26 protein-coding genes and 1 other RNA gene are annotated in these 22,516 nt (G+C 34.2%); 13 read left to right on the forward strand and 14 right to left on the reverse strand.

The annotated features are described in order from the left end of the window. Positions 1-91 precede the first annotated feature (91 nt). Complete coding sequence (locus ACZ11_RS14435) at positions 92-682, forward strand: GNAT family N-acetyltransferase (RefSeq protein ID WP_049667251.1); 591 nt, start codon at positions 92-94, stop codon at positions 680-682. A 97-nt stretch (positions 683-779) separates the two neighbouring features. Here the strand turns inward: ACZ11_RS14435 and ACZ11_RS14440 are convergent, their stop codons facing one another. From ACZ11_RS14440 to ACZ11_RS27335, 7 genes are all read right to left on the reverse strand, one after another. Further along, the gene (locus ACZ11_RS14440) at positions 780-1,166 is read right to left on the reverse strand and encodes a DUF5071 domain-containing protein (RefSeq protein WP_049667252.1); all 387 of its coding nucleotides are present in this window, start codon (positions 1,164-1,166) and stop codon (positions 780-782) included. Between the two features lie 218 nt (positions 1,167-1,384). After that, a complete protein-coding gene (locus ACZ11_RS14445) occupies positions 1,385-2,008 on the reverse strand; it encodes a hypothetical protein (protein WP_049667253.1) in 624 nt (207 codons plus the stop codon). Positions 2,009-2,790: 782 nt separating this feature from the next. Next, on the reverse strand, positions 2,791-3,498 hold the full coding sequence (locus tag ACZ11_RS14455) for an ABC transporter permease (RefSeq protein WP_049667255.1): 708 nt from the start codon (positions 3,496-3,498) through the stop codon (positions 2,791-2,793). Next, on the reverse strand, positions 3,495-4,343 hold the full coding sequence (locus tag ACZ11_RS14460; RefSeq protein ID WP_049667256.1) for an ABC transporter ATP-binding protein: 849 nt from the start codon (positions 4,341-4,343) through the stop codon (positions 3,495-3,497). The genes ACZ11_RS14455 and ACZ11_RS14460 overlap by 4 nt, the downstream gene beginning before the upstream one ends. Before the next feature lie 148 nt (positions 4,344-4,491). Then, a complete protein-coding gene (locus ACZ11_RS14465; protein WP_049667257.1) occupies positions 4,492-5,448 on the reverse strand; it encodes a LytTR family transcriptional regulator DNA-binding domain-containing protein in 957 nt (318 codons plus the stop codon). Further along, complete coding sequence (locus ACZ11_RS14470; protein ID WP_082172814.1) at positions 5,435-6,040, reverse strand: dienelactone hydrolase family protein; 606 nt, start codon at positions 6,038-6,040, stop codon at positions 5,435-5,437. The genes ACZ11_RS14465 and ACZ11_RS14470 overlap by 14 nt, the downstream gene beginning before the upstream one ends. A 197-nt stretch (positions 6,041-6,237) precedes the next feature. Further along, complete coding sequence (locus tag ACZ11_RS27335) at positions 6,238-7,062, reverse strand: methyl-accepting chemotaxis protein (RefSeq protein WP_049667259.1); 825 nt, start codon at positions 7,060-7,062, stop codon at positions 6,238-6,240. Between the two features lie 508 nt (positions 7,063-7,570). Here ACZ11_RS27335 and ACZ11_RS14480 point away from each other — a divergent pair. Together ACZ11_RS14480 and ACZ11_RS14485 are read left to right on the forward strand one after the other, a co-directional pair. After that, a complete protein-coding gene (locus ACZ11_RS14480) occupies positions 7,571-9,079 on the forward strand; it encodes a DEAD/DEAH box helicase (protein WP_201778534.1) in 1,509 nt (502 codons plus the stop codon). 17 nt (positions 9,080-9,096) lie between these two features. Then, positions 9,097-9,876 (forward strand): YqhG family protein, encoded by a 780-nt coding sequence (locus tag ACZ11_RS14485; protein ID WP_049667261.1) that lies wholly within the window; start codon positions 9,097-9,099, stop codon positions 9,874-9,876. A 192-nt stretch (positions 9,877-10,068) separates the two neighbouring features. Here the strand turns inward: ACZ11_RS14485 and ACZ11_RS14490 are convergent, their stop codons facing one another. Together ACZ11_RS14490 and ACZ11_RS14495 are read right to left on the reverse strand one after the other, a co-directional pair. Further along, on the reverse strand, positions 10,069-10,386 hold the full coding sequence (locus ACZ11_RS14490; protein WP_049667262.1) for an ArsR/SmtB family transcription factor: 318 nt from the start codon (positions 10,384-10,386) through the stop codon (positions 10,069-10,071). Then, complete coding sequence (locus tag ACZ11_RS14495; protein ID WP_049667263.1) at positions 10,383-10,808, reverse strand: SRPBCC family protein; 426 nt, start codon at positions 10,806-10,808, stop codon at positions 10,383-10,385. Before ACZ11_RS14495 ends, ACZ11_RS14490 begins: the two co-directional genes overlap by 4 nt. 173 nt (positions 10,809-10,981) lie before the next feature. On the opposite strand from ACZ11_RS14495, the gene ACZ11_RS14500 reads away from it, so the two are divergent. Next, positions 10,982-11,620 (forward strand): LysE family translocator, encoded by a 639-nt coding sequence (locus ACZ11_RS14500; protein WP_049667264.1) that lies wholly within the window; start codon positions 10,982-10,984, stop codon positions 11,618-11,620. Between the two features lie 236 nt (positions 11,621-11,856). Here ACZ11_RS14500 and ACZ11_RS14505 read toward each other — a convergent pair whose 3' ends face one another. Continuing rightward, the gene (locus tag ACZ11_RS14505) at positions 11,857-12,321 is read right to left on the reverse strand and encodes a DUF3291 domain-containing protein (RefSeq protein WP_049667265.1); all 465 of its coding nucleotides are present in this window, start codon (positions 12,319-12,321) and stop codon (positions 11,857-11,859) included. A 235-nt stretch (positions 12,322-12,556) separates the two neighbouring features. Between ACZ11_RS14505 and ACZ11_RS14510 the strand changes: the two genes are divergently transcribed. From ACZ11_RS14510 to ACZ11_RS14525, 4 genes are all read left to right on the forward strand, one after another. Continuing rightward, positions 12,557-13,435, forward strand: a complete 879-nt coding sequence (locus tag ACZ11_RS14510; protein WP_049667266.1) for a LysR family transcriptional regulator — start codon at positions 12,557-12,559, stop codon at positions 13,433-13,435. A gap of 107 nt (positions 13,436-13,542) precedes the next feature. Further along, the gene (locus ACZ11_RS14515; RefSeq protein WP_049667267.1) at positions 13,543-14,250 is read left to right on the forward strand and encodes a CoA transferase subunit A; all 708 of its coding nucleotides are present in this window, start codon (positions 13,543-13,545) and stop codon (positions 14,248-14,250) included. Continuing rightward, entirely contained in the window at positions 14,250-14,891 is a 642-nt protein-coding gene (locus tag ACZ11_RS14520; protein ID WP_049667268.1) for a 3-oxoacid CoA-transferase subunit B, read from the forward strand. Before ACZ11_RS14515 ends, ACZ11_RS14520 begins: the two co-directional genes overlap by 1 nt. Positions 14,892-15,063: 172 nt before the next feature. Continuing rightward, positions 15,064-15,477 (forward strand): VOC family protein, encoded by a 414-nt coding sequence (locus ACZ11_RS14525; protein ID WP_049667269.1) that lies wholly within the window; start codon positions 15,064-15,066, stop codon positions 15,475-15,477. Positions 15,478-15,643: 166 nt separating this feature from the next. On the opposite strand, the gene ACZ11_RS14530 is transcribed toward ACZ11_RS14525, so the two are convergent. Beyond that, complete coding sequence (locus ACZ11_RS14530) at positions 15,644-16,099, reverse strand: hypothetical protein (RefSeq protein ID WP_049667270.1); 456 nt, start codon at positions 16,097-16,099, stop codon at positions 15,644-15,646. A gap of 76 nt (positions 16,100-16,175) precedes the next feature. Further along, positions 16,176-17,306 (reverse strand): CamS family sex pheromone protein, encoded by a 1,131-nt coding sequence (locus tag ACZ11_RS14535; RefSeq protein ID WP_082172815.1) that lies wholly within the window; start codon positions 17,304-17,306, stop codon positions 16,176-16,178. Positions 17,307-17,677: 371 nt separating this feature from the next. Between ACZ11_RS14535 and ACZ11_RS14540 the strand changes: the two genes are divergently transcribed. Together ACZ11_RS14540 and ACZ11_RS14545 are read left to right on the forward strand one after the other, a co-directional pair. Beyond that, the gene (locus ACZ11_RS14540) at positions 17,678-18,262 is read left to right on the forward strand and encodes a tetratricopeptide repeat protein (RefSeq protein WP_049667271.1); all 585 of its coding nucleotides are present in this window, start codon (positions 17,678-17,680) and stop codon (positions 18,260-18,262) included. A 391-nt stretch (positions 18,263-18,653) separates the two neighbouring features. Continuing rightward, positions 18,654-19,835, forward strand: coding sequence for a NupC/NupG family nucleoside CNT transporter (locus ACZ11_RS14545; protein WP_049667334.1), 1,182 nt, complete (start codon positions 18,654-18,656; stop codon positions 19,833-19,835). Positions 19,836-20,050: 215 nt separating this feature from the next. Here ACZ11_RS14545 and ACZ11_RS14550 read toward each other — a convergent pair whose 3' ends face one another. Continuing rightward, positions 20,051-20,299, reverse strand: coding sequence for a DUF3923 family protein (locus ACZ11_RS14550; RefSeq protein WP_236690880.1), 249 nt, complete (start codon positions 20,297-20,299; stop codon positions 20,051-20,053). A 707-nt stretch (positions 20,300-21,006) separates the two neighbouring features. On the opposite strand from ACZ11_RS14550, the gene ACZ11_RS14555 reads away from it, so the two are divergent. The 3 genes from ACZ11_RS14555 to ACZ11_RS14565 are packed head-to-tail and all read left to right on the forward strand — an operon-like array spanning position 21,007 to position 21,946. Continuing rightward, positions 21,007-21,486: a DUF2975 domain-containing protein gene (locus ACZ11_RS14555; protein WP_049667273.1), complete on the forward strand. Its 480-nt coding sequence runs from the start codon at positions 21,007-21,009 to the stop codon at positions 21,484-21,486. An 8-nt stretch (positions 21,487-21,494) separates the two neighbouring features. After that, on the forward strand, positions 21,495-21,698 hold the full coding sequence (locus tag ACZ11_RS14560; protein ID WP_049667274.1) for a helix-turn-helix domain-containing protein: 204 nt from the start codon (positions 21,495-21,497) through the stop codon (positions 21,696-21,698). A gap of 29 nt (positions 21,699-21,727) precedes the next feature. Further along, the gene (locus ACZ11_RS14565) at positions 21,728-21,946 is read left to right on the forward strand and encodes a DUF3955 domain-containing protein (protein WP_049667275.1); all 219 of its coding nucleotides are present in this window, start codon (positions 21,728-21,730) and stop codon (positions 21,944-21,946) included. 362 nt (positions 21,947-22,308) lie between these two features. Here the strand turns inward: ACZ11_RS14565 and ssrS are convergent. Next, positions 22,309-22,501, reverse strand: a non-coding RNA gene (ssrS, locus tag ACZ11_RS25290) — 6S RNA. Between the last annotated feature and the right edge of the window lie 15 nt (positions 22,502-22,516).

A 22,516-nucleotide genomic window follows, 5' to 3' on the forward strand; every position in this document is an offset into this window, starting at 1 on the left:
TTGCACCTCCTGGTACGGTGTATTTTTTGAAAATTGGTTCTATCCATCATATCAAAAATACCGTTAAATATTAAAAAAGGAGTGAAGAAAAATGAATTTTATAGCATTAGAAAATGAGGTAGTATTACTGAAGCCATTAGAACAAGAGGACACACAAGGATTATTGGAGGCAGGTAGTTATCCAGAGATTTGGCCACATATGTCCACAACTGTTGAGAAGATGGTCGATATGAATAACTTTGTGGACAAGGCATTAGAAAAAAAACATGAGAAAACTGAGTTTCCGTTTGTAATTGTGGATAAAAAATCCGGAAAAATCATCGGTTCGACTAGGTTTATGGATATTGATGAAACGCATAAACGGCTTGAAATAGGTACTACATGGATTACAACCGCATTTTGGCGCACTGCTATTAATACGAATTGCAAATATTTATTATTACAATACTGCTTTGAGGTACTTAATCTACAGCGTGTTCAAATTAAAACAGACCACGAAAATTTACGTTCTCAAAAGGCAATTGAACGTTTAGGGGCAACAAAGGAGGGGGTCTTACGTAATCATATGGTGCGGAAGGATGGTACGACTCGTCATACTGTGATGTACAGCATTGCTCTACAAGAATGGCCACAAGTGAAAAAACATTTGCAGCAATTGCTAATTGATTTTACTGATAAGTGATTATGAAGAAAATATTGTAGCTTATCACTAAAAGTTAGGGATGACATTTTATTAAAATGTATGCCATGTGGATAAGGTTGAAGAACGGGTAATTCTTTTAGATTATTTCCAAGATCTCTTTTGCGATTTCATCAAGTTCTTCAGCGAGTTCATTTTGTGTTGGTGTTTCAGCCACTCTTGTTAAATACTCTTTAAACTGAACTCTTGACTCTGCTGGTAATTTGATAACTAAAAAGTGTAAAACAAACCACTTCCAGTTTTCATCATCGGAAGATAAAACATCTTGCACATGTGGGACAATTTCTTCTGGAAAAGTTAAAAGTAATTCTAATACGTTTGGTGCCACTGGCCAATTCATATCTTGAATCCATTCGAGGAGGTTAGGCAGTAAAGGCAATATTTTATCTCTATCCATTTTTTTAATCAATTCTACTCTATCATTATCAAACTTATGTCTTGGCAAAAGATCTTCAAAGTTTTCCATATGTATCTCTCCCTTAGATTTTTATACATGGCAATCTATTTATTATCAGTCTTTATTAAACTAATCTGCACCGTTAGTACAATAAGAAAAAAGAGCTGCATATGCAACTCAATGATCTTTATAGTTAAACTACAAGTTTCGACAAAATGAACAAGTCGTTCTGATACGGAAAAAAATTTTCATTTCATCACTTCGAGTTCTAGTTATGAAGAGATAAATTACATCTCTTGTGTCTGATTAAATTTCTTGAGCCCGATAATACTTCCTAAAATTGTGAAAATAGCAGTTCCTACGATAACTATCATTAGTTCTTTGTTATTGAAATAATGGTACGAAGTTAATGAATTATTAACAAATCTTATAAAGAGAACCGTTGCGTAGGATGTAAAGAAACCGATAGTTGCTCCAAGTGTAAAACCACTGATATGCAACCAGTTGTTATATTTCTTTAATAAGAAATGAGATAAAAACACAAGAAGGATTGACATTAACGGGATATAGAGGTCAACTGTGTTGCGAATAAAGATGTTTTGTATGTAATCTTCGTTTGATTTGTAATGATATGAGTTATATGAATCGTTAACTATTTGTATAACTTTGATCAACCAAAACCCGATTAATGTCCCAAGAAGTATCGGTTTGATAGTTATTTTTTTAATTAAAAAATAACAGATAATAAACGAAACAATCACGGTAATAGGTGACATGAAGATGATATCTAGTTGGTAAAACTCATTATCATTACCACTTAAATCATGATAAATGACTGCTAAAGAAAAAAATGCGAGAAATGCGGCAATAGCAGTCACTAAATAAGTTGTTACATTTAAAAATAATTTCAATTTGGATGCTCCTTTTTTGTTATTAAAGGCTGTTTTCTAACAGATTGTTGTTGTAAAGTCAGTTAGTTAAAAAGTCTTCACTTGTTAGAGAAACGCCACCGCTCCAATTTCATTCCGTGGAATACTTTGCCTATCAAATATTAACAATATATTGCCTTGTTTTATATATGTAATTTTTTCCTCTTACAACTAAAATGTTGGTTTAATAAATAAAAAAGAGCTGCATATGCAATTCAATCTTTGCGAAACTGTATTAGTTAGTTTTATATTCTAATATCTCCCTGTAATAAAGAAAAATAAGAATAAACTTGACCAAAATAACCCAAATACAAATAGTAATATTCTTTTAAACCATATTGGAGAAAGATTGAATACTAAATTAACTACTACCAAGATTAAATCTGTCGCACCCATAATAAATAACATTTCTAGATCTTTATTTTTTGAGTATATTGCAGAATACATTGATAGAAATCCAACCAATATCATCAATGACATCATTATTATTGCAATCAAACTTGTTAGTCAACTCCTTGTTTATTACATGAACAATACTAACAAAAAGCATATAATTAATTATCTGGATAAAAATGGGTTTAACTAAAAACATACCTTTACAGAAGAAGGAAAACCAAAGTTCTTCTAAAATTAACCTGCACCGTTAGTTGAATAACGGATAGTAGATACTATACTTTTATTAAATATAATCAAAATATATCTATAAACATAAATAAAAGCTGGACTAATATCAAAATTAGTTCAGCTTAAAAATAGCTTATTAATTAGTCGACCATTCTTTTTTTATAAATATATCCTACTACAATCCAAGTTACTATTGACCATGCGATGATAGTAGCTATTGGAATAATGACGTCCATTGTTGTGTATGTACCTTCTAGAACCTCTGCTAATTGCGCCAATTGAGAACTTGGTAACCACTCTGCAATTTTTAAAATAGGAAAGGCAGACGATAATGCTAGGGCAAAAGAGCCAAACCCGAAAATAAGGATAACAGGTAGAATGATAAGAGATCCTTCCATAACTGTTTTGGCGAATAATCCACACAATGTTCCTATTGCAATATAGAACACAGTCGAAAGTATTAAAGCAATAGCTAAGATGAAAAGATTAGCTGGGCTATAGCCAACAATGAAAATAGTCAATGCTACAATTACCATTGTAAGGATAAAGACGAACAAGCTTTTACCAATTAATATATCGCCAAGTGAAGCAGGGGAAAGCATTAGACTACGAAGCGTGTTTTTTTCTTTCTCCTCTGCAATTAGACAGCATTGTACATAGGCAGTCACCAGAGTAAATGCCATATTAATTGCAAGGAAATAGGTGTTGATAGTATTAGCACCTGATTTATTATATAAAAATGCCAAAGCAAGTGGCATAAGTACCATAATGGATACCGCATAGTTACGTGAAAATTCCTTATAATCCTTCATTAAAATAGCTTGAATACGTGTCATTGAAAGGTTCATACTAAATCACTCCCTGTTATTTGCATAAAAATATTACCTAGTGTTGGCTCGTTTGTATAAATGCGAGAAACTTCGTTAGATTGCATCCAATGATACAGTTTTTCAGCATCCTGTTCTCCGTTTTGAATGACTTCGCAAGCACCGTTTTTTAATTCGACTGTAATAGATTCATCGCCAAACTCTTTTTTCAAATCCTTTGGCGCACCAATTGCTCGAATTTTACCTTTATGTAAGAAGGCTACACGATCACAAAGTATTTCGGCTTCACTCATATCATGTGTTGTTAAAAATATTGTCGTACCCATCTCGTTTAATTTACGCAAGCCATTATAAATATGCTGTGTATTAACAGGGTCGAGTGCAGAAGTTGGTTCATCTAAAAATAATAATTCTGGCTTATGCATGATGGCACGTGCCAGCGTAACACGTTGCATCATTCCTTTAGAAAGCTGACTAATTTTCTTTTTACGATCACCGTATAAATTAACAAAATCCAATGCCTCTTTTACAGCTGATTTAGGTAATTGATATAAATTACTATATAGTATTAAATTCTCCTCGATTGAAAGTCGCGTATATAGTCCACTATTATCTGTTAAAATACCGAAGCGTTTACGATTGTTGCTTTGTTTCATCTCACTTGCTGGGCGACCAAATAGTAAAACATCGCCTGCAGTTTTTTCAGTTTGTGCTGTTAATATTTTAATAGTAGTCGTTTTTCCAGAACCACTAGGTCCAAGAAAGCCGAATATTTCTCCTTTTTGAATGGTAAATGAAACATCCTTTAATGCTGCTTCCTTATTAAATGTTTTTTTCAAATGCTGAACATCGATCACTGCGTTCATTTGAAAACCTCCCTGTGTTGTTGTTGATGTCTCAACTATAAGGGACAATGAAGATAACAACATTAAGTTACAGGTGAAAGGCAGTAAAATGACTATTAGCGGAGAAATATTTCAGCTGACAGGAGTCGTTTATTTCCTGGGAAATCTACTAAATTCCGAGTATTTCCTTTAAATCTGCGAGTTTATTTTTCGACAAAGGTACTATGGTCTTTTCATTGCTGTTTAGGGCTAGGCTGTAGCTATTGCGAGTCCACGTAATGATTTCCCGTACCTTTTGTAAGTTAACGATATAAGAGCGATGACTTCTAAAGAAACCGAACGGTGTCAATTTTTGCTCAAGGTCGTTTAATGATAATGTACATGGATAAGTTTCACCTGCAACATATAGCGAAACAACACCCTCAACACTTTCGATATAATCGATTTCGGGAGGATTAAATAAAATGATTTTATCGTTCTTCTTTGTAGGTATTTTATCAAGTCGAATAGGTGCACTTTCAAGAGAGGGAGAAGCTGGTTCTGTCTCATCTTCTTTCACATCTAATGCATGTAAGCCCATTGCATCCAGTCTATGTATTTCTGTACTCGAAATTATTAAATCCTCAAAATTGTTGGATAGTAAAATGACTGTTTTATTTTGCTTTTGAAGGACATCCAATAACTGAATGACTTTTTGTTTGGAGAACTCATCTATATTTTGGAATGGTTCTTCTAAAACTTGTATCGGTGCCTGATTAAGATATGTATGAATCAATTTTAAGCGTTGCTTTTCTCCATTTGAAAGCTTGCTGATTTTAATGCTTTTTTGCTCCACTAAAGCAAATAATTTTAATAGATTCTCTACCTTTTCAGAAGAAGCATTGAAAAGCTTTAAGCAAAAATTGATATATTCTCGAACCGTCAGTCGCTCATACAAGGCATTTTCACGAAAATGTGTATACGTATTGCTTTGCTTCGAAAACCACTGTATTAATGTATGTATTTTTGACACGTCAGTATGGATGCCTATAATAATACCAGGCTGCATAGATAGGTGAAAGTTTGGATAAATTACATTCCCTCCTTCTATATAAGGGTCAATAATTATGCTTTCATTTTGGTTCATTATGTAGTTCTCCTTGACCTGGTTTATTTTCTAAAAATTGCAAGATTTCAGCTTGTACATGTGAATAGCTCGCATAACAATAGTTTGAATTATGGATATCCATAAAACCATGCTGACCTAGATATTGTCTCGTATGAACAGATGGGAATGCATCGAGTGTTTCTTTTAATTCATGGACATTAAAACTTTTCTCATGACCTGGTAAAATAACGAGTGTCGGACAAGAGGGGATTACATCCAAGTATTGGCGAATGCGTGAACCGTAGACGCAAACGATACCTTGTAATGGTAGCGTTGATAGTCTCCAAGCTAAAGTTGCACCTACACTAAATCCGATTATCAGCACTTCATCATAATGTGTTTTAGCTTCCAATATTTTTTCAGTTAGTTTATCGAGAGGAGCATCAAAGCCAACTTCGTTTATGAAATACTCATAGGCTTCCTGTTCTTGTTCATATGGAAATACTCTATTGTCTGAATATAAAGAAATGCACTCAACAGTAGTGTTGGCGTTACTGTATGCTTCAGCTTGCATTTTTATAAAATCGTTGACGCCATAAATCTCGTGTAAAATAAATATTTTCCTTTTCATGTAGACCTCATTTTTGCTTTTTTCAATAGTGTACCAAAAAGTAATCATATCATATATTTTGTAATTTTTTGGGATTTGTTTCGTTGTGTTTCAGTAATTATTTCGAAAAGTGCCCAAATGAAAAAAATCCGCACAGACTTATGTGGTTCTGGATTGACCACAGAAAGCGAGGCGGATTTTTCCGTTGATATATGCCTTTATTTCATTTCTTTAGACATAAAACCCTTCATTTCCATACTAAGTGCATTAAGCTCATCAATAATTTCACTAAAGTCCTGAACTAGTTGTGCCTGTTCGTTTGTAGCACCATTTATTTGAGTCATGTTTTGCTTTAAATTCTCAAGATTATGATTGATGCTTCGAAGCGAGGATTCAATGTTATCAGTAGCAGTAGTTGTTTCAGTAGAAAGCTTGCGAACTTCTTGTGCGACTATATTAAATCCGGCACCATGCTGACCTGCTCGTGCTGCCTCAATCGATGCATTTAATCCGAGTAAATTGGTTTGACGCGAAATATTTTTTATTAAATCGGTAATACCATTTGTCTTTTCAGCATCCTCTAAAGCAAATTGTGTTTGTTTATTAATTTCCTCGCTAGTTGCAGCTAGCTCCTCCGAATGAGAGGCAATTGTATGTACTTTATCCTGTAGGTTTTGGATAATGTCATTCATAGTAGTAATATATTTCTCCATTTGGAGAGAGTGGTCAATAGGTATTCCAAAGGCTAGCGCACCTACGATATGCCCATTTTCACGAACGGGAAAAGAAAATGCGTTAAACTCCACACCATAAAATTCTTTTGGTACAGGTTCATCAGTGCTTATTCCTTTAAGTGGAAGATGTAAAATTGCATCCTGTGGGAGAAGTTTTTGTCCAATCTTATAACCAGAATCTATCCGTTTCCCAGGTAAATAAGCAATAATAGTCTCACTCTCTTTATCTACTAATCCAATCATGGACTCGCCTTTCATAGCTAAATGCATGTAAGGTATTGACATTGTTAAAGCTTCAAGAATTTCCATAGTAACCTCCTAGTATATGTAAGCCCTATTAAAGGGCTTAATCCCGTTCTTCTATAAACGTAATTTTTGGAAAGTAATACCTCTTAATTGTATGAAAAAAGTAAGAAAATAAAAAGACTATATTAATACCATTATCCTTTTAAATTGCACAAAATTAAGGGTACTATATGTTTAATTTTTAAACAGGGATTGGATTTGCATAGTAAGAATATTATAGACGCGGTAATCATGGAGTATATGCGATAGAACTTTGTGGAAAAAATGTAAGTTGATTGGAGTGGGAGCTTGGCAACTCCTTGGGGATTAGCGGCTCATCGGACGCTCCTAGGAAGCTTTGCTCTGCGCGAAAGCGAAGCGACAGCAACAAAGCGCTCAGCCGGAACGGAAATCAACTACTAGCTTTGCAGGAGTAAACTTAAATTATTTAATTTTTCTTTCGCAAAAACTTAACATAGCTTTCTCTTTTTTGGACAACCTAAACTAGAAATAATGGCATGAGGTGTTGATCATGAAAATAGAAAGGTCGTCCGAATGGGAAGAAGGCTTTATCAATAAATTGAATGAACCTGAAAAATGGGATAGTTGGACATTGTACAAGATGAATTATGAAATTGTGAAAATGAAGTTAATTCCTGATTTCACAGGTTTACAGGCGACAAAGTATTTACCAAATTTAAAACCGCTTAAGCACCAGTTGGAAGCAGCAGAGACAGTTATTGAACGTATGAATGGTAAAGCAATTTTAGCTGATGAAGTAGGTCTTGGTAAAACAATTGAAGCAGGTTTAGTTTTAAAAGAATATTTGATTCGAGGCCTCGTTAAAAAAGCATTAATATTAGCTCCAGCATCTCTTATTAATCAGTGGGTTGAAGAATTAAATATAAAGTTCCACATTCCGGCAGTAGCTTATAAAAAAAATGTTCAGATTGAGCGTCATGATGTCCTTATTATGAGTATGGATACGGCAAAGAAAAGTCCTCACAAAGAGCGTATTTATGAGCAGGATTACGACATGATTATTATTGACGAGGCTCATAAACTCAAAAATCATAAAACACAAATTTATGAATTCGTACAAAGTTTAAAGAAAAAGTTTTGTTTATTATTAACGGCTACACCGATTCAAAACGATGTCTTTGAATTATTTTATCTTATTTCTTTACTTAAGCCTGGCCATCTTGGCAATTATGATACATTTCAATCTGCATTCTCGGCGAGTAAGCATGATTTAGAGCATGATGATTATTTAAAGGAATTAGTGAATCAGGTGATGGTGAGGAATAGGAGAGAGGACACAGGTATTGATTGGACAAAACGACGTGTTCAAATTATTCCGATTCAATTCACGAAGGAAGAAGAGGAAGTTTATAATCTGCTCGGAACGCTTCAAAATACTGCCTCTTTTTCGATGATTACATTGCAGAAGGAAATGTGTAGTAGCAAGGAAGCAACAGGTTTAACATTATCTAAAATGCTTGAAGACAATGCGCAACCACAAGAAATTGAAGAAATACTAGCAAAATTAATGGCCTTAGAAGTGAATTCAAAGGCGAAAAAGACCCTTGAAATAATCGAACAGGCTAAGGATAAAGTGATTATTTTTACAGAGTATAGAGCTACTCAAATTTACTTGCAATGGTATTTACATTCTAACGGTATTACGAGTGTCCTGTTCAACGGTAAATATAATAAAAGCAAACGTGATTATATGAAGCATCTTTTTAAGGAAAGGGCACAGGTTCTAATCGCGACAGAGGCAGGTGGCGAGGGGATTAACCTTCAATTTTGCCATCATGTCATTAACTATGATTTGCCCTGGAACCCCATGAAGCTAGAGCAGCGAATTGGTCGTGTACATCGATTAGGGCAGGAGCATGATGTTCATATTTATAATCTAGCTATTGCCAATACGATTGAAGAGAAAATATTAGCATTACTTCATACGAAAATTGATGTGTTCGAAAAGGTAGTAGGCGATTTAGATGCGATTCTATCTAACTTTAAAGAATCTGTATAGTGTAAGGGAGAAGGACCATGTATCCACAGCAAGTTCATAGTTATTTACGCCAATTTTTTAATGAAAATGATTGCCGTATTTTAGGAGAAGACCATCATTATCTTACTGTACAATTAACCGTTGATATTGATAAAAGAATAATGAATCGGCCTTTTTATTGGCAATACGTGGAGGCTACTAATAGTGAGGGCAATCCAGCCCAAGTAACTTTTATTACAAATCAAACAGCATCAACAGGGGGTCTTTATGGCGAAGCTATTCATTTCGGTTCTCCGAGAATGAACCAGCTTTTTCAAGCAACAAGGGAGCTAGGGGCTTATGTTCAGCTTTTTGAAAAGGTGGATAACGAGATAGGGCAAGTTATCTTAACTCCTTGGCTTGGTGTTAATTTTAAAGTGTCGTATTGCTGCGATCGAACGAAAGAAACGCTCTATTCATTTGGTATAAACTTGCTAACGGGGATAATAAAAGAGGATTTTCAAGAGACGATATGTACATCTGAATTTGACACTGTTCCAGCAGACAATGCTTTTCATGTACAATATATCATTAAGCCTCTTAGAGCACTCGAAAGATTACATGCTACTATTGAAAAGATTATTGAACGTGATGACCATTCATGGGCTACAGAAGCAAAAAAACGATGGCAGCATGATCAGCGAGTACTTGATTATTTTTATGAGGAAGAAGAAGAGAAGCCGGAATGCTATGACATTGAAATGAAGGCGTTAGAGGAACAATACGATACAAAAATTAAAATAGAAATTATTAATGGTGGATTATTTTATCTTTATTAAACGAGGAGCTGTCCTAATAGTGGGACAGCTCCTTGCCATTTTAACTTCTTTTAGCGGGTGTCAAAACACCCGCTGGAATAGAGGAACTCAGTCTAAGAACGCCACGTCCTGTGGCGACGACTGAGTGACCTGCATCACGCAGGCCTAAGCACAAAGCTGATTCGGGACGCAATAATGCCGAGGCATTATTGATTATTCTTCGAAAATACTTTGTAATTTTGCCAATTTATTATCCCAAAATAAATCAAAGTACTGTAGCCAGTCTTCAATTTCTTTTAGTTTTTCGGCATGTAATGTGTAAATTTTTTCTCGGCCCTTTTTCTGAGCAGAAACTAACTCAGCCTGTTCTAAAATCTTCAAATGCTTTACGACAGCAGTTCGGCTTATAGAAAAATTCTCGGAAATCAGTGAGATGGGTTTATCACTTGAGGCAAGTAGCTGTAGGACATGACGTCTTGTCGGATCAGCGATAGCTTGAAAAACATCATTTTTTACAGCAAGCTGTGTCATTGTGATTCCACAACTTCTTTAAATTTTTGATCGACGATTTTTGTCCAGCCGTCAGCCATGATTTTTCGAATAGCTTCAGCAGGCATGTTAGCTTTAGGAATGATATGTGTAGCTTCTTTCCAGCCACCATGTGTTAACGTGAATTCAGTTTGCCCATCAATTTCTTTCAGTTCAAAAGTGACAAACCATCCATCTGTATCCCATGCAAAACGAACAAAATGTGGAGCATCTACTTGTTCTACTCGACATGGTGAAGGACCAAATGGTGATTGTATTGTAAATTCATGACCTTCAACTGGCTTAAAATCATTTGGCATAAGCCAAGAAGCAATCTTTTCAGCATCCGTTACCGTTTCCCATACTTTTTCAATCGGTGCATTAAGTGTAACTGTTTTAACAATATTCTCTAGTTTTTCTGTCATTAAAATGAACTCCTTTATAAAAATATAACCTTAAGGTGTTATGAATATATAACACCTTAAGGTTATATGTCAATTATAAATACATTGGATAAATTTTCTTTACGTCTTTTTGTGTAGCCTTAATTATGTTAGAATTATTTTTATAATTTTCTGACTAAGAGGAGGTTGTTAAAGTGGTGGACATATCTTTCTTTTTATTAATGTGCATTTTATTAATTATTTTGCCTGGCCCGGATACGGCAATCGCAACAAAAAATACACTTACCGTAAGCAGAAAGGGAGGCTTACAGACTTTACTCGGTTCGTGCTGTGGATTATTGATCCATACTTTTGCAGCGGTTATTGGACTTTCCGCGATTATTGTAAAGTCAGCATATGTATTTACCATTTTAAAATACGTCGGCGCGGTTTATTTATGCTATTTAGGTGTCAAAACCTTATGGGCATTACGAGCAATACGGACACAGCCTCCAGTTGTACAAGACGAAACCCAAATCGACCACAAATATTCGGAGCAATCATGCTTTAAACAAGGCTTCTTAACGAACGTTACAAACCCAAAGGTGGCAGTATTTTTTCTAACATTTTTACCTCAGTTTGTAGATGGCAAGAGCGGTACATTTATGCCGTTTCTTATAATGGGGCTCATTTATACTGCATTAACAGGATTTTGGTTTGTGTTCTATGTTTACTTATTGGATAAAATTAGCGCATTTATGAAAAAGCCAACGACGAAAGCTGTTATAGAAGGATTAACAGGTGCAGTATTAATTGGATTTGGCATTAAATTGGCATTAGAAAAAGCTCACTAAGATTTTATTGAAAATCAAAAAATATTTAAAATTGTTATGAATTAATTAACTGAATATAATGTCAGACATTTTATAGGTCTAAAAAAGGATAGATGAACAGGAAGAATATCTGTTTTCATCTATCCTTTTTTACAACAAATGACCTCATTTACCACAACAACTTTTTTGTTGTTCAACTAACGCACCTTGATAGTTTAAGTGTAATACTTCACTATTCCCTCCAGAGTGGGCCCTTGCTACTTAATCAAGAACCTTTCCCCTTTTTCATCAAATGTATGCTTAAAATCAAATGCAAAAGAAGTTGGACCATGCTGAATATAATAGTTGTATCTCTTAAATGCCTCCTCCCATGAGACATCCTTCACCTTTTCTGTCCACCAAACTACATAAGAAAGATGTTTCTCTGGATATGGCTCGATCCATTTGCTTCTATCTCGTAATGCTTGTATATGCTGTCCGGAATAGGTAAAGCGATATAAGGATTGAAGATTTCTCCATACTGTTAGCGTAAGAATAGGAGAACCCTTTCCCTTAACGGTTTCTTCAGGGAAAGGGACTCCTTCAGGTGAAAAAGTCTCTATAAGTCCTGATTTAGTTGCCTGACGGTATACTTCATTTCCCACTTGATAAAATTCACGAGAGGCTGGGTGGTCATAGGGGTGATTTAGCCTACCAACAGTATAGATTGAAACTAACGCCATAAATTGCCCTCCATCTATAGTCTTTTTATAGATATATTAGAATGAAAATGTGAAAATTCCTTCTTCAACCAACCTGCTTAAATAATTATTGAAATCATAACAAAGCTTTATTGCTATTGTATTTGTCTACATATTTTTTTAGAAAAAGGATTAGTAGGAAATAAGGAGAATTTATTACTAAATAGAGATTATGAGAATATATTTTATTACAAATTAGAATAAATGAGGTATCTATATGGAGCTGCGAGATTTAAAAGCATTTATGACTGTTGTTGAACATGGGAGCTTTACAAAGGCAGCAAATGAATCCTTTGTATCACAGCCTTCATTAAGCAAAAGCATTAGAAAGTTGGAGGATGCTCTTCATGTAGAGTTATTAAATCGCTCTACACGCAATATAGAATTAACGGACGCTGGTAGTATCGTCTATAAACAAGGACAAAAAATAATACGTTCTGTACATGATTTACATATATTATTGGATGATTTATCGAACATCGAAACAGGTACGATTAAACTAGGGATTCCGCCGCTAATTGGTACACTATTTTTCCCTGAGATCGCTCGAAAGTTTCATAAACAGTATCCTAAGGTGCATTTAGAGCTTGTGGAACGTGGAGCTAAAATGATCGGAACATTAGTAGAAAATGGCGATGTTGATATGGGGATTGTTGTTATACCTACAGATGAAAGGAAATTTTCTGTTCAATCATTTGTGGAAGACCAATTTTTTGTCTTTATTAATGAGTCCCATCCATTAGCTCAGCAAGAGCATATTCTATTACAAGATTTAAAAAATGAGACATTTATTATCTTTGCAGAGGAATTCACACTGCATGATTATGTTATTAAATCATGTAAAAGTGTGGGATTTACACCAATAATAGGCTATAAAAGCTCGCAATGGGATTTAATAGTGGAGCTAGTATCCTCGAATTTAGGGGTGACACTTTTACCATATTCAATAGCCGCAAAGCAGACGAATAAAAATGTCAAAATTATTCCGTTGCTTGGTTTTGACATGCCATGGCGTTTAGGTGTTATTACGAAGAAGAATACATATCAATCTTTTGCCTTAAAACAATTACTCAATTCAATACGTTCTGAAAATTGATTTATTCACTTTTAGAATAAATAGTATTCTAATTAATTCCTTTACTTATAAAATGGTATTAAGGTAGAATTTTTCTTAATAAGTGAGCAATTTTAGGGGGTTTCGATATGGGGAAGGGAAAAGTGTGGAATTCGTTTGAGGAAGCCGTCGCTGATATTAAAGATGGAGATACATTAGTCGTAGGGGGCTTCGGGCTATGTGGTATCCCTGAAAAATCAATTGCGGCGCTAGTACAAAGGGGAACAAAAGACTTAACAGTTATAAGCAATAACTGTGGCGTGGATGATTGGGGTTTAGGGCTTTTATTAGCAAATAAACAAATCAAAAAAATGATTGCATCCTATGTAGGTGAAAATAAAATTTTTGAGCAGCAATTTTTAAGTGGAGAGCTTGAAGTAGAATTGACACCACAAGGTACGTTGGCAGAGCGTTTACGAGCTGGCGGAGCTGGAATTCCGGGCTTTTACACAGCTACTGGAGTTGGTACTCCAATTGCTGAGGGGAAAGAAGAAAAGGTTTTTGATGGCAAAGAATATATTTTAGAAAAAGGTATTGTCGCAGATTTTGCACTTGTCAAAGCGTGGAAGGCAGACAAGCTAGGAAATTTAGTTTTCAAAAAAACATCACGTAATTTTAACCCTCTAGCAGCAATGGCGGGGAAAATTACGATTGCGGAAGTAGAGGAAATTGTTGAAGTAGGAGAGCTAGATCCGGATCATATTCATACTCCGGGAGTATTCGTGCAACGCGTTTTACTAGGTGGCACTTATGAGAAGCGTATCGAGCGTTTGACGGTGAAAAAGGGGGATGCGTGATGGCTGATACAAGACAAAGAATCGTAAATAGAGCGGTAAAAGAAATACAAAACGGCATGAACGTCAATTTAGGTATTGGTATCCCAACGCTAGTGGCCAATGCAATTCCATCTGATTATGACGTCCTTTTACAATCAGAAAACGGACTTCTTGGCATCGGTCCATACCCAGTAGAAGACGCAGTCGATCCAGATTTAATTAATGCAGGTAAAGAAACGGTAACAGCTGTACCTGGCGCTTCCTTCTTTGATAGTGCTGAATCATTTGCCATGATTCGTGGCGGTCATATTGATCTGGCTATTTTAGGTGGCATGGAAGTATCTGAAACGGGTGACCTTGCGAACTGGATGATCCCAGGGAAAATGGTGAAAGGTATGGGAGGTGCCATGGACCTTGTAGTTGGGGCAAAAAGAGTAGTCGTCGTGATGGAGCATGTTAATAAAAATGGTGAGTCAAAAATAAAAAAACAATGTGAGCTACCGTTAACAGGGAAAGGCGTTGTGCATAGATTAATTACAGATTTGGCTGTTTTTGATTTTACGGATGAAGGGATGCAGCTTATAGAATTAGCAGAGGGTGTTACTTTAGAGGAAGTAAAAGAGAAGACAGCTGCTTCGTTTAGTGTCTCCTTAAATGGATAAAGTGAAGTGGGAATCTTTTTCATCCCAACTGAGTATTAGTCTTCACAATTCAGGTGTTTCCGGGCAGGGTATTTCTGAAGAGCATGAAGGTTGATTGTGATTTTTCAGACTATTGGCGGTTCTCTAGCTCTATTTTTCAATTATACAATGATTGAAAAGGAGAAAAATAACTATGAGACAACAATGGTCAGATGAATTACAGGTGGCACAGGTACGCGTTGCACGGCCAACTGATAAATTAAAGGAAATTGAAAAATTTTATTGTGAAGGCGTAGGGTTAGAAAAAATCGGCTCTTTTTCAGGACATCGAGGCTTCACCGGTATCATGATAGGTCTTCCAAATGCTAGCTATCATTTAGAATTTATAGAGCATATTGAAGGAAGCCCTTGCCCAGCACCAACAAAGGATAATTTGCTTGTACTGTATATTCCAAAGCGTTCAACCATAGAGCTTATCGCTGAACGCTTATTGCAAATGGGCTATCCTGAGGTAGAGCCAGAAAATTCATATTGGGCTGAAAAAGGTGTCACAATTGAAGATCCCGACGGCTGGCGTCTCGTATTGATGAATACAGAGGGGATTTAAATCGGTAGGAGCTTACATTTCCATACCCCTCGCGGTATTTAATTGCAACTTTTAATATCGAAAGATGGAAAAGGCGATAGGTAAAAAAACTTTTGTCTGTGGCAATTAATAAATAAAAAATGATACCCCTTCTATATACATGGAGGGGTATCATTTTTGGGATATTCTATTGTCCTAAAGAAGCACTTTGATGATAATGAGTAGCAATGGATTCAATATCTAGCTCAGTATAGTTTGCCCAATTAGTCTTTCTAAAATCTTCCTCACTAAAGTAAATATTTAAAAGCTCAGTCATAGATTTGTTCCCTCTAGGCTCCGTTAATGGGGCATACCAATTAATAGCTGGAGCTTTAACACTTTGAAGCTTAGACAGCTCTGCAAATATTTTAGTGGAATCCTTCAGCATTTGATTTTTCATACCTTTTTTCACATCTGTATCTTGAATGGAGATTGATACCGTACCATTCTTTTCTTCAACAGTGAATTTGTTTTTAACGATAGCTCCTACTACATCTTCAACGGTAGTATTTTTATCGACGGCAACTTCCTTTGGTGCGGTATTTTTCCCGCAAGCGGATAATAGTAGTGTGGCTAGTAAAAACAAATAAAATAACTTCTTCAATGTAATAACCTCCCTTGTTACTACCATATATGCGCAAAATGGAGGTGATTTATACAAAAAGCAGGAAGGAAATAAACTAAATTGGAGTTACATAAATTTGTTTCTCAGTTGGATCCCAGAGGACAATCCCAACATCTTTGTTTTGATCTATAATACGAATAGAAATAGGAATATAATCAAATAAAATAGTATTCAATTTAGTACTAGTCAACTGTAAAAGGCCAATCAATTCGGTATCATTTATTAAAGGTACGTTAACATCTATTTTTAATTCCGTTAATTTCCCGTTTTCATATCGAAGCTTCCCAACTATTTTAGGATTTAAATGTTTGAAGCCTTCTTGAATATCTTCTTTGAAAATTAATAATTTACTGGAAGTATCTTTGTCTAAACTATAAAGTGAATCTGATGGGAAAGTATAGTTTTTTATATCTATAGCATCCCATTTATCTATTTTATCCTCTCCTTCAGGTATAGATGTTTGAGCTAAAAATATTCCTGGAATGATATCGTTTTTGTTGGATTCTTGATATAAGGTTAGGTAAATAGGAACATTGGGTATTTTGTTATTATTTCTTATGTTTTTTATAATAGTTCCGGCTACTTTCTTACCGTAATTTTCTACGTCATTAACCTTATCTTCGTTCGTATCGACTTTAACTTGATCTGTATAAGTTAAGCCTTTATCATCATGTACCCTAATGTCATAAAATTCATTTAAAGATATGGCTAAAGACATTCCTTCTACTTTTCCGTTTTCTTTATTAACAAAATTTTGTTCTAAGACATGAGATAATATTTTAGGATTACTTTTTTCATCCTCTAAAACATCTCCAGTACTTTTTTCAATAGGTGGGTTTAAACCAAAACCTTCTTTTGATTTTCTATCTAACCATTTATTTATAGTTTTACCATCTAAATATTGACCTTCCTGCATATAAAACTCCTTTGTAGGAAAGTAATTGACCGATAAATCCATTAATCCCTTTTCAATTTCAGTGACGTTTAGTGAATTGTTCATATTATTAACTATCAACCCTCTTGAAACATTAGATATTGCAGGTTGTTTAATTTCATATATTTCCTGTTGTTGGGTTGATGATACATACATTTTTTCATCATTTTTATTAACTTGATCATCGTCACTACAAGAAGCTAATAGAAATAGTGGTGATAGAAAAAACAACATACTCTTCTTTATATTCATTTAATATACTCCTTATTGATTCTTATATTTAATCGCGTATCAAAATGTTACGATAACTTCAGTTTTGCTAGGTTGATTCCCGTTCTGACTGGGCGTTTCTCCTGGGAGCGTCCGATGAGCCGCAAATGCATAAGGAGTCGTTAGCTTCTACTCTAATCAACTTATAAAATGGCATATTTTTAACAGATAACACGTATAGCTTTTGGTAATGAAACCTTATATTTACATTTTAAATTTGAATTTGGTAAAAGTATATAATAAATAAATTGATAACTGATATTAGTTATCTGTTTCAGTACGTCATTAATCAAAATCACCATTACATAATTTCTCTAATTTTGTATTAATAAAAACAATGGGGAGCATAAAAAATGAATTTTCCAGAGTTTCAAGACTGTCTTTTGACATTAAGCGAAATAATTTATTTTGATAGCAATGAGTATCTTCGTGAAAAAACTTCTAATCCATTTAGAATGAAAGAAATTATAGACATTGCTGAAAATTTACTAGCGAATATAACGAATGAAGATGAAAAATATTTTCTAATGGGAACGCTAGGGAATTTATATAGAATTTACGGAGAACTACAAAAAGCTGTTAAAATTTTAACTGAATGCGTTACTATTGCTAGCAATCAGAACAACAGCAATCGTGAAATCGTGGCATTAATACGTCTTGGAGAGGCAATCAAATACAACGGTAATCCAATGAAAGCATTAGAAATCTTCAATGAAGTTTTAGAAAAATGTAAGGCAAACAACAATTTGTTATATTTGGACTTTGCTATACAACATAAAGGGAAGTGTTTGTTAGAATTAGGGGGAATTGTTGAGGCAGAAAAATGTTTTAAAGAAGCATTAAAGTTAAGGGAATTTAAAGGTGATGTATCACTTATCGAGTCTACCCGACAAGCATTGAATTTTATAAAATGGAATGCTAAATACTTTACTAAATAGCTGTAAAGATCATACTTTTTTTCTGTAAAATAAATTGAAGGATTTATGTATCCATATAAGTTCATTTAAATAAGTATAATTTCAATAAAGTTTACAAAAACTTGTAGTAAGCAGAGACCATCATATATGATGGTCTTTTTTTATAAAACGGTAATTTTGTAAGCGTATACACTTTTCGCAGAGTTTTTTTCCTTTAACTATTGAATTGCTAGTGAAAACAATGTATAGTGAAGTGATTTGTCTGACGTCTGACTATCTACATATTTTCAGTTTTAAGATCTAAAGCTGTTATTCAAGTTTCAATAATGGAACATAATGAGTGAAAGAAGGATTTGTAGTTTCGGATATCGAACGTGCAAAAATATTATCAATATTATTTATGGAGGAACTCATGAGATACTTAATATCCATTTGTGGATTGCTACTTGTTTTTGGTTTAGCTCTGTTAATGAGTAAAAACAAAAAAGAAATAAAATATAAAAACATAATTATTATGTTAATCATTCAATTTATATTTGCAGCATTACTGCTAAATACGAAGTTTGGTTATGTTCTAATCAAAGGATTTACAAATGTATTTGATCATTTATTGTCTTACGCAAGTACGGGCGTAACATTTGTTTTTGGTGGTTTAGCGAATAAAGGAGAGTATTCCTTCTTCCTAAATGTGTTATTACCGATTATTTTTATATCTGTATTGATAGGTATTTTACAGCATTTTAAAATTCTCCCATTTATAATGAAATGGATAGGTTTACTTTTAAGTAAAGTAAGTGGTATGGGGAAATTGGAATCCTATAATGCTGTTGCTTCTGCAATGGTAGGTCAATCTGAAGTATTTATTACTGTAAAAAAACAATTAGATAAGATTACTCCACAGAGAATGTATACATTATGCGCATCAGCAATGTCGACCGTTTCTATGTCAGTTGTTGGAGCATATATGACGATGATTGAACCCAAATATGTTGTAACGGCGATTGTCTTGAACTTGTTTGGTGGATTTATTATTGCTTCAATCATTAATCCGTATAGCGTAGAAGAAAGTGAAGATATCTTAGCGATTGAAGATGAAAATAAGCAGACTTTCTTTCAAATGCTTGGAGAATATATCATGGATGGATTTAAAGTAGCCGTCATTGTTGGAGCTATGCTTATCGGTTTCGTAGCATTAATGGATTTAATCAATTCAGTATTTGATATGATTTTCGGTATATCCTTCCAAGACATTTTAGGTTATATCTTTGCACCAGTTGCTTTCCTAATGGGTGTACCTTGGGCAGATGCTGTTTCTGCCGGAGGAATTATGGCAACCAAATTAGTAACGAATGAATTTGTTGCAATGGTAAGCCTTGGAGAAGTAGCTAAGTCTATGAGTGCACATACACTGGCTATTATTTCTGTATTTGTTGTATCCTTTGCGAACTTTTCATCGATCGGTATTATTGCTGGAGCAGTAAAAGGTTTGAATGAAAGGCAAGGAGATGTAGTTGCTCGTTTTGGTTTAAAGTTGTTGTACGGAGCAACACTTGTTAGTATCTTAACAGCTACAATTGTTGGTTTGGTTATTTAATTTATAAAAAAGAAGCAGTTGACTGCACTCCAATATCTATTGGGTGCAGTTTTTTTTATGGCTAAAGTGTGTGGTTTTTGCACTTCATGGATGTTCAACGGTACAGTTTAGTTGAAGAATAGAAGGGGAGTAAGATAGCGCACAGGCGCTTTTACATTAGTACATAAAAAAAGCCACTTTATTTAAGTGACTTAGAACTACAAAGACCACCGTTATTAAGATAGCCTTTTTGCTGAATTATTGGTTGTGCCTTTTCTAAGAAAATGAATAAAAATGAGTAGTATTAGTTGAAACAGTACAACAATAAAAAATGCGATACCCAAAACAATGAATGAGACCAATCTAACTTCAGGAGTTTGAACTACCCCCGTATAATCAACTTCTCTTACTCCAATAAAAATGGCTCCAGCAGCAAAAATGAATAGCCATACAATATTTATAGCCCACCATATTTTTATACTCAAAATAAATATCTCCTTTCTATTCATAATTGTATTTGGTTTACTACCTTAGCTTAGGGATGATTCCCTTTCCAGCGAGGCACTTTCTATATGCGTCCGATGTGCCACTTTGAGAAAACAGGATGTTGGTTACGAAGAGAGTCGTCTAAGGACGAAGATCAATGTACTTTCTAAAATCGATACGCTCTTTAATAAATGTCATCCTGGGTGATGAATTTAATGCTCCGATTATTGTTTATAATTGTAACACTTTTCCTTTTTACTGGAAACAAACTTTAGGCGGTGCTACTTCTCAGCCTTAAGACTGATTATCTAATGTTTCTGCTATGACTCTTAATTTACTCATCATCTCGATATAAAAAGATATCATCCTAAATAAGCAAGTAGTCGAGTAAACATCGTTTTCGCTATGGTGCATATATCGAGCTAGATGGAAGTTATGACGTGTTAGAACAGGTACATTTTTAGGTAAGGGAGCGGCCAAAGTGGGGCGAGTAAAATCGAAACAGCTAAATTAGCATAGATGTTATATCCGAAAAATTTTAAATTCCAGGTACTATTTAATTTAAAATCAGGGCGTTTTGTCTGTATACCAATAAAGGTTATTTATAGTAAAGTAATAAAAATTTATCGTTTTACGATAAAAAAGTATTGACTAAGGATGTGTTGTCGATTATTCTAACATAAGAAAGTTGAGAAGGCGGTGAATTATGAAACATAAGGAATTAGCAAAGTGGTTAAAAATAATTATTTTTTTCTGCTGGGTATTTGGTTTATTGTTCTGCGTCTATGTTGGGCCAGAAACAGGAAGGAATATATTGTTAGATTCTCATTCCTTAAAAGAATTATATAAACCTTTTATTGCATTTATTTGGATAACTGGTATACCTTACTTTTATGCTTTATGTATAGGCTGGAGTATCTGTTCAGACATTAATTTAGGTAACGATTTTACATTAAAAAATGCAAATAGGTTAAAGCGTATAAGTGTTTTAGCAATGACAGAAGGAGTTTTATATGTTGCTGCACTACTTTATGTATTTATTAGTGGGAACTACAATACTAATCTTTTAATGATTCTTTTGCTTATACTATTCTTTGCAGTAGTTATTTCTGTATTTACTTCTTTACTTTCTTATTTAATGAATAAAGCTAGTGAAATTAAACAGGATAATGAATTAACGATTTGAGGTGTAACATGGGCATCATAGTTAATCTTGATGTAATGCTAGCTAAAAGGAAAATGAGTGTTACAGAACTATCAGAAAAACTTGGTATCACAATGGCAAACGTCTCAATTTTAAAAAATGGAAAAGCAAAAGCAATCAAGTTTTCAACATTAGAAAAAATATGTGAAGTATTAGACTGCCAACCAGGTGATATCTTGGAATATAAAAAATAAATAAATTAACTTTATTGGAGGAAAATGTTATGAAAAAGAAATATGTAATCGCATCAACACCAATACTTTTAGGAGTAATCTGTTTAATTGCAAAAGCCATCATTGGAAGTAAAGTAGCTATAGATGGCACATTAGAAGAACCTTTCTTCTTAATTCCAATTGGATTTTTATTATTCTTCTTAGGTATTGTGTCACTAGCTGGTGTGGCTTTGATTTCAATGTTTAAGAAAACACAAGTTTCAAATTAAAGTAGTAAATTCAACCAACCATTAAAATAACCAGGTACTCATATGAGCGCCTGGTTTTATTTTATCTCCCTAACAATTGCTTTTTCTTCGTGTAAAATTCTTCCTGAACCAATAACTCGTCATTTAATAAAGAATTCAATTCGCGAATTTAAGTGCAATATGCACTGGTACATCGTCAATGATAGCTACGTTTCCAGTAGATATGATTTTAATTTGCTTAGAGTCTTTAAGTAATAAATCGAATAAATCATCATATATAGATGAAACAGTTAATAGAGAATGACTAGCATTTTGATAAAAAAATCACCCTCCAATAATGGAGAGTGATTCGTTCAAAAGCCAAGTGGCTGTATGATTAAAATTAAAAAGCCGCGTATGCCGTAGTTATTATAGAAAGTTTTAAACCACCACTCCTCAAAGTGGGTGTTCGCAGAAGCTTTCCTGCTTATCCTCATGCACCATGGTGTGAGGCCCGTCATTCCAACTCCAATAATAAAACTCCCTTTTACAGCTTAAAGGTTAAAACTTAATATTGTACGAACAATGCAGCCTTTAAGGATATAATAAGGC

This window comes from Lysinibacillus xylanilyticus, assembly GCF_001183605.1.
GTDB classification, from domain to species: Bacteria; Bacillota; Bacilli; order Bacillales_A; family Planococcaceae; genus Lysinibacillus; species Lysinibacillus xylanilyticus.

Bases quoted from the DNA above. Each gene is read 5' to 3' on its own strand.
- ACZ11_RS14495 (WP_049667263.1), bottom strand. From the start codon at position 10,808: ATGACAGAAAAACTAGAGAATATTGTTAAAACAGTTACACTTAATGCA.
- ACZ11_RS14485 (WP_049667261.1), top strand. From the start codon at position 9,097: ATGTATCCACAGCAAGTTCATAGTTATTTACGCCAATTTTTTAATGAA.
- ACZ11_RS14470 (WP_082172814.1), bottom strand. From the start codon at position 6,040: ATGAAAAGGAAAATATTTATTTTACACGAGATTTATGGCGTCAACGAT.
- ACZ11_RS14460 (WP_049667256.1), bottom strand. From the start codon at position 4,343: ATGAACGCAGTGATCGATGTTCAGCATTTGAAAAAAACATTTAATAAG.
- ACZ11_RS14435 (WP_049667251.1), top strand. From the start codon at position 92: ATGAATTTTATAGCATTAGAAAATGAGGTAGTATTACTGAAGCCATTA.
- ACZ11_RS14455 (WP_049667255.1), bottom strand. From the start codon at position 3,498: ATGAACCTTTCAATGACACGTATTCAAGCTATTTTAATGAAGGATTAT.
- ACZ11_RS14540 (WP_049667271.1), top strand. From the start codon at position 17,678: ATGAATTTTCCAGAGTTTCAAGACTGTCTTTTGACATTAAGCGAAATA.
- ACZ11_RS14535 (WP_082172815.1), bottom strand. From the start codon at position 17,306: ATGAATATAAAGAAGAGTATGTTGTTTTTTCTATCACCACTATTTCTA.
- ACZ11_RS14465 (WP_049667257.1), bottom strand. From the start codon at position 5,448: ATGAACCAAAATGAAAGCATAATTATTGACCCTTATATAGAAGGAGGG.
- ACZ11_RS14525 (WP_049667269.1), top strand. From the start codon at position 15,064: ATGAGACAACAATGGTCAGATGAATTACAGGTGGCACAGGTACGCGTT.
- ACZ11_RS14440 (WP_049667252.1), bottom strand. From the start codon at position 1,166: ATGGAAAACTTTGAAGATCTTTTGCCAAGACATAAGTTTGATAATGAT.
- ACZ11_RS14555 (WP_049667273.1), top strand. From the start codon at position 21,007: ATGAAACATAAGGAATTAGCAAAGTGGTTAAAAATAATTATTTTTTTC.
- ACZ11_RS14565 (WP_049667275.1), top strand. From the start codon at position 21,728: ATGAAAAAGAAATATGTAATCGCATCAACACCAATACTTTTAGGAGTA.
- ACZ11_RS14490 (WP_049667262.1), bottom strand. From the start codon at position 10,386: ATGACACAGCTTGCTGTAAAAAATGATGTTTTTCAAGCTATCGCTGAT.
- ACZ11_RS14480 (WP_201778534.1), top strand. From the start codon at position 7,571: ATGAAAATAGAAAGGTCGTCCGAATGGGAAGAAGGCTTTATCAATAAA.
- ACZ11_RS14520 (WP_049667268.1), top strand. From the start codon at position 14,250: ATGGCTGATACAAGACAAAGAATCGTAAATAGAGCGGTAAAAGAAATA.
- ACZ11_RS14560 (WP_049667274.1), top strand. From the start codon at position 21,495: ATGGGCATCATAGTTAATCTTGATGTAATGCTAGCTAAAAGGAAAATG.
- ACZ11_RS14510 (WP_049667266.1), top strand. From the start codon at position 12,557: ATGGAGCTGCGAGATTTAAAAGCATTTATGACTGTTGTTGAACATGGG.
- ACZ11_RS14515 (WP_049667267.1), top strand. From the start codon at position 13,543: ATGGGGAAGGGAAAAGTGTGGAATTCGTTTGAGGAAGCCGTCGCTGAT.
- ACZ11_RS14545 (WP_049667334.1), top strand. From the start codon at position 18,654: ATGAGATACTTAATATCCATTTGTGGATTGCTACTTGTTTTTGGTTTA.
- ACZ11_RS27335 (WP_049667259.1), bottom strand. From the start codon at position 7,062: ATGGAAATTCTTGAAGCTTTAACAATGTCAATACCTTACATGCATTTA.
- ACZ11_RS14505 (WP_049667265.1), bottom strand. From the start codon at position 12,321: ATGGCGTTAGTTTCAATCTATACTGTTGGTAGGCTAAATCACCCCTAT.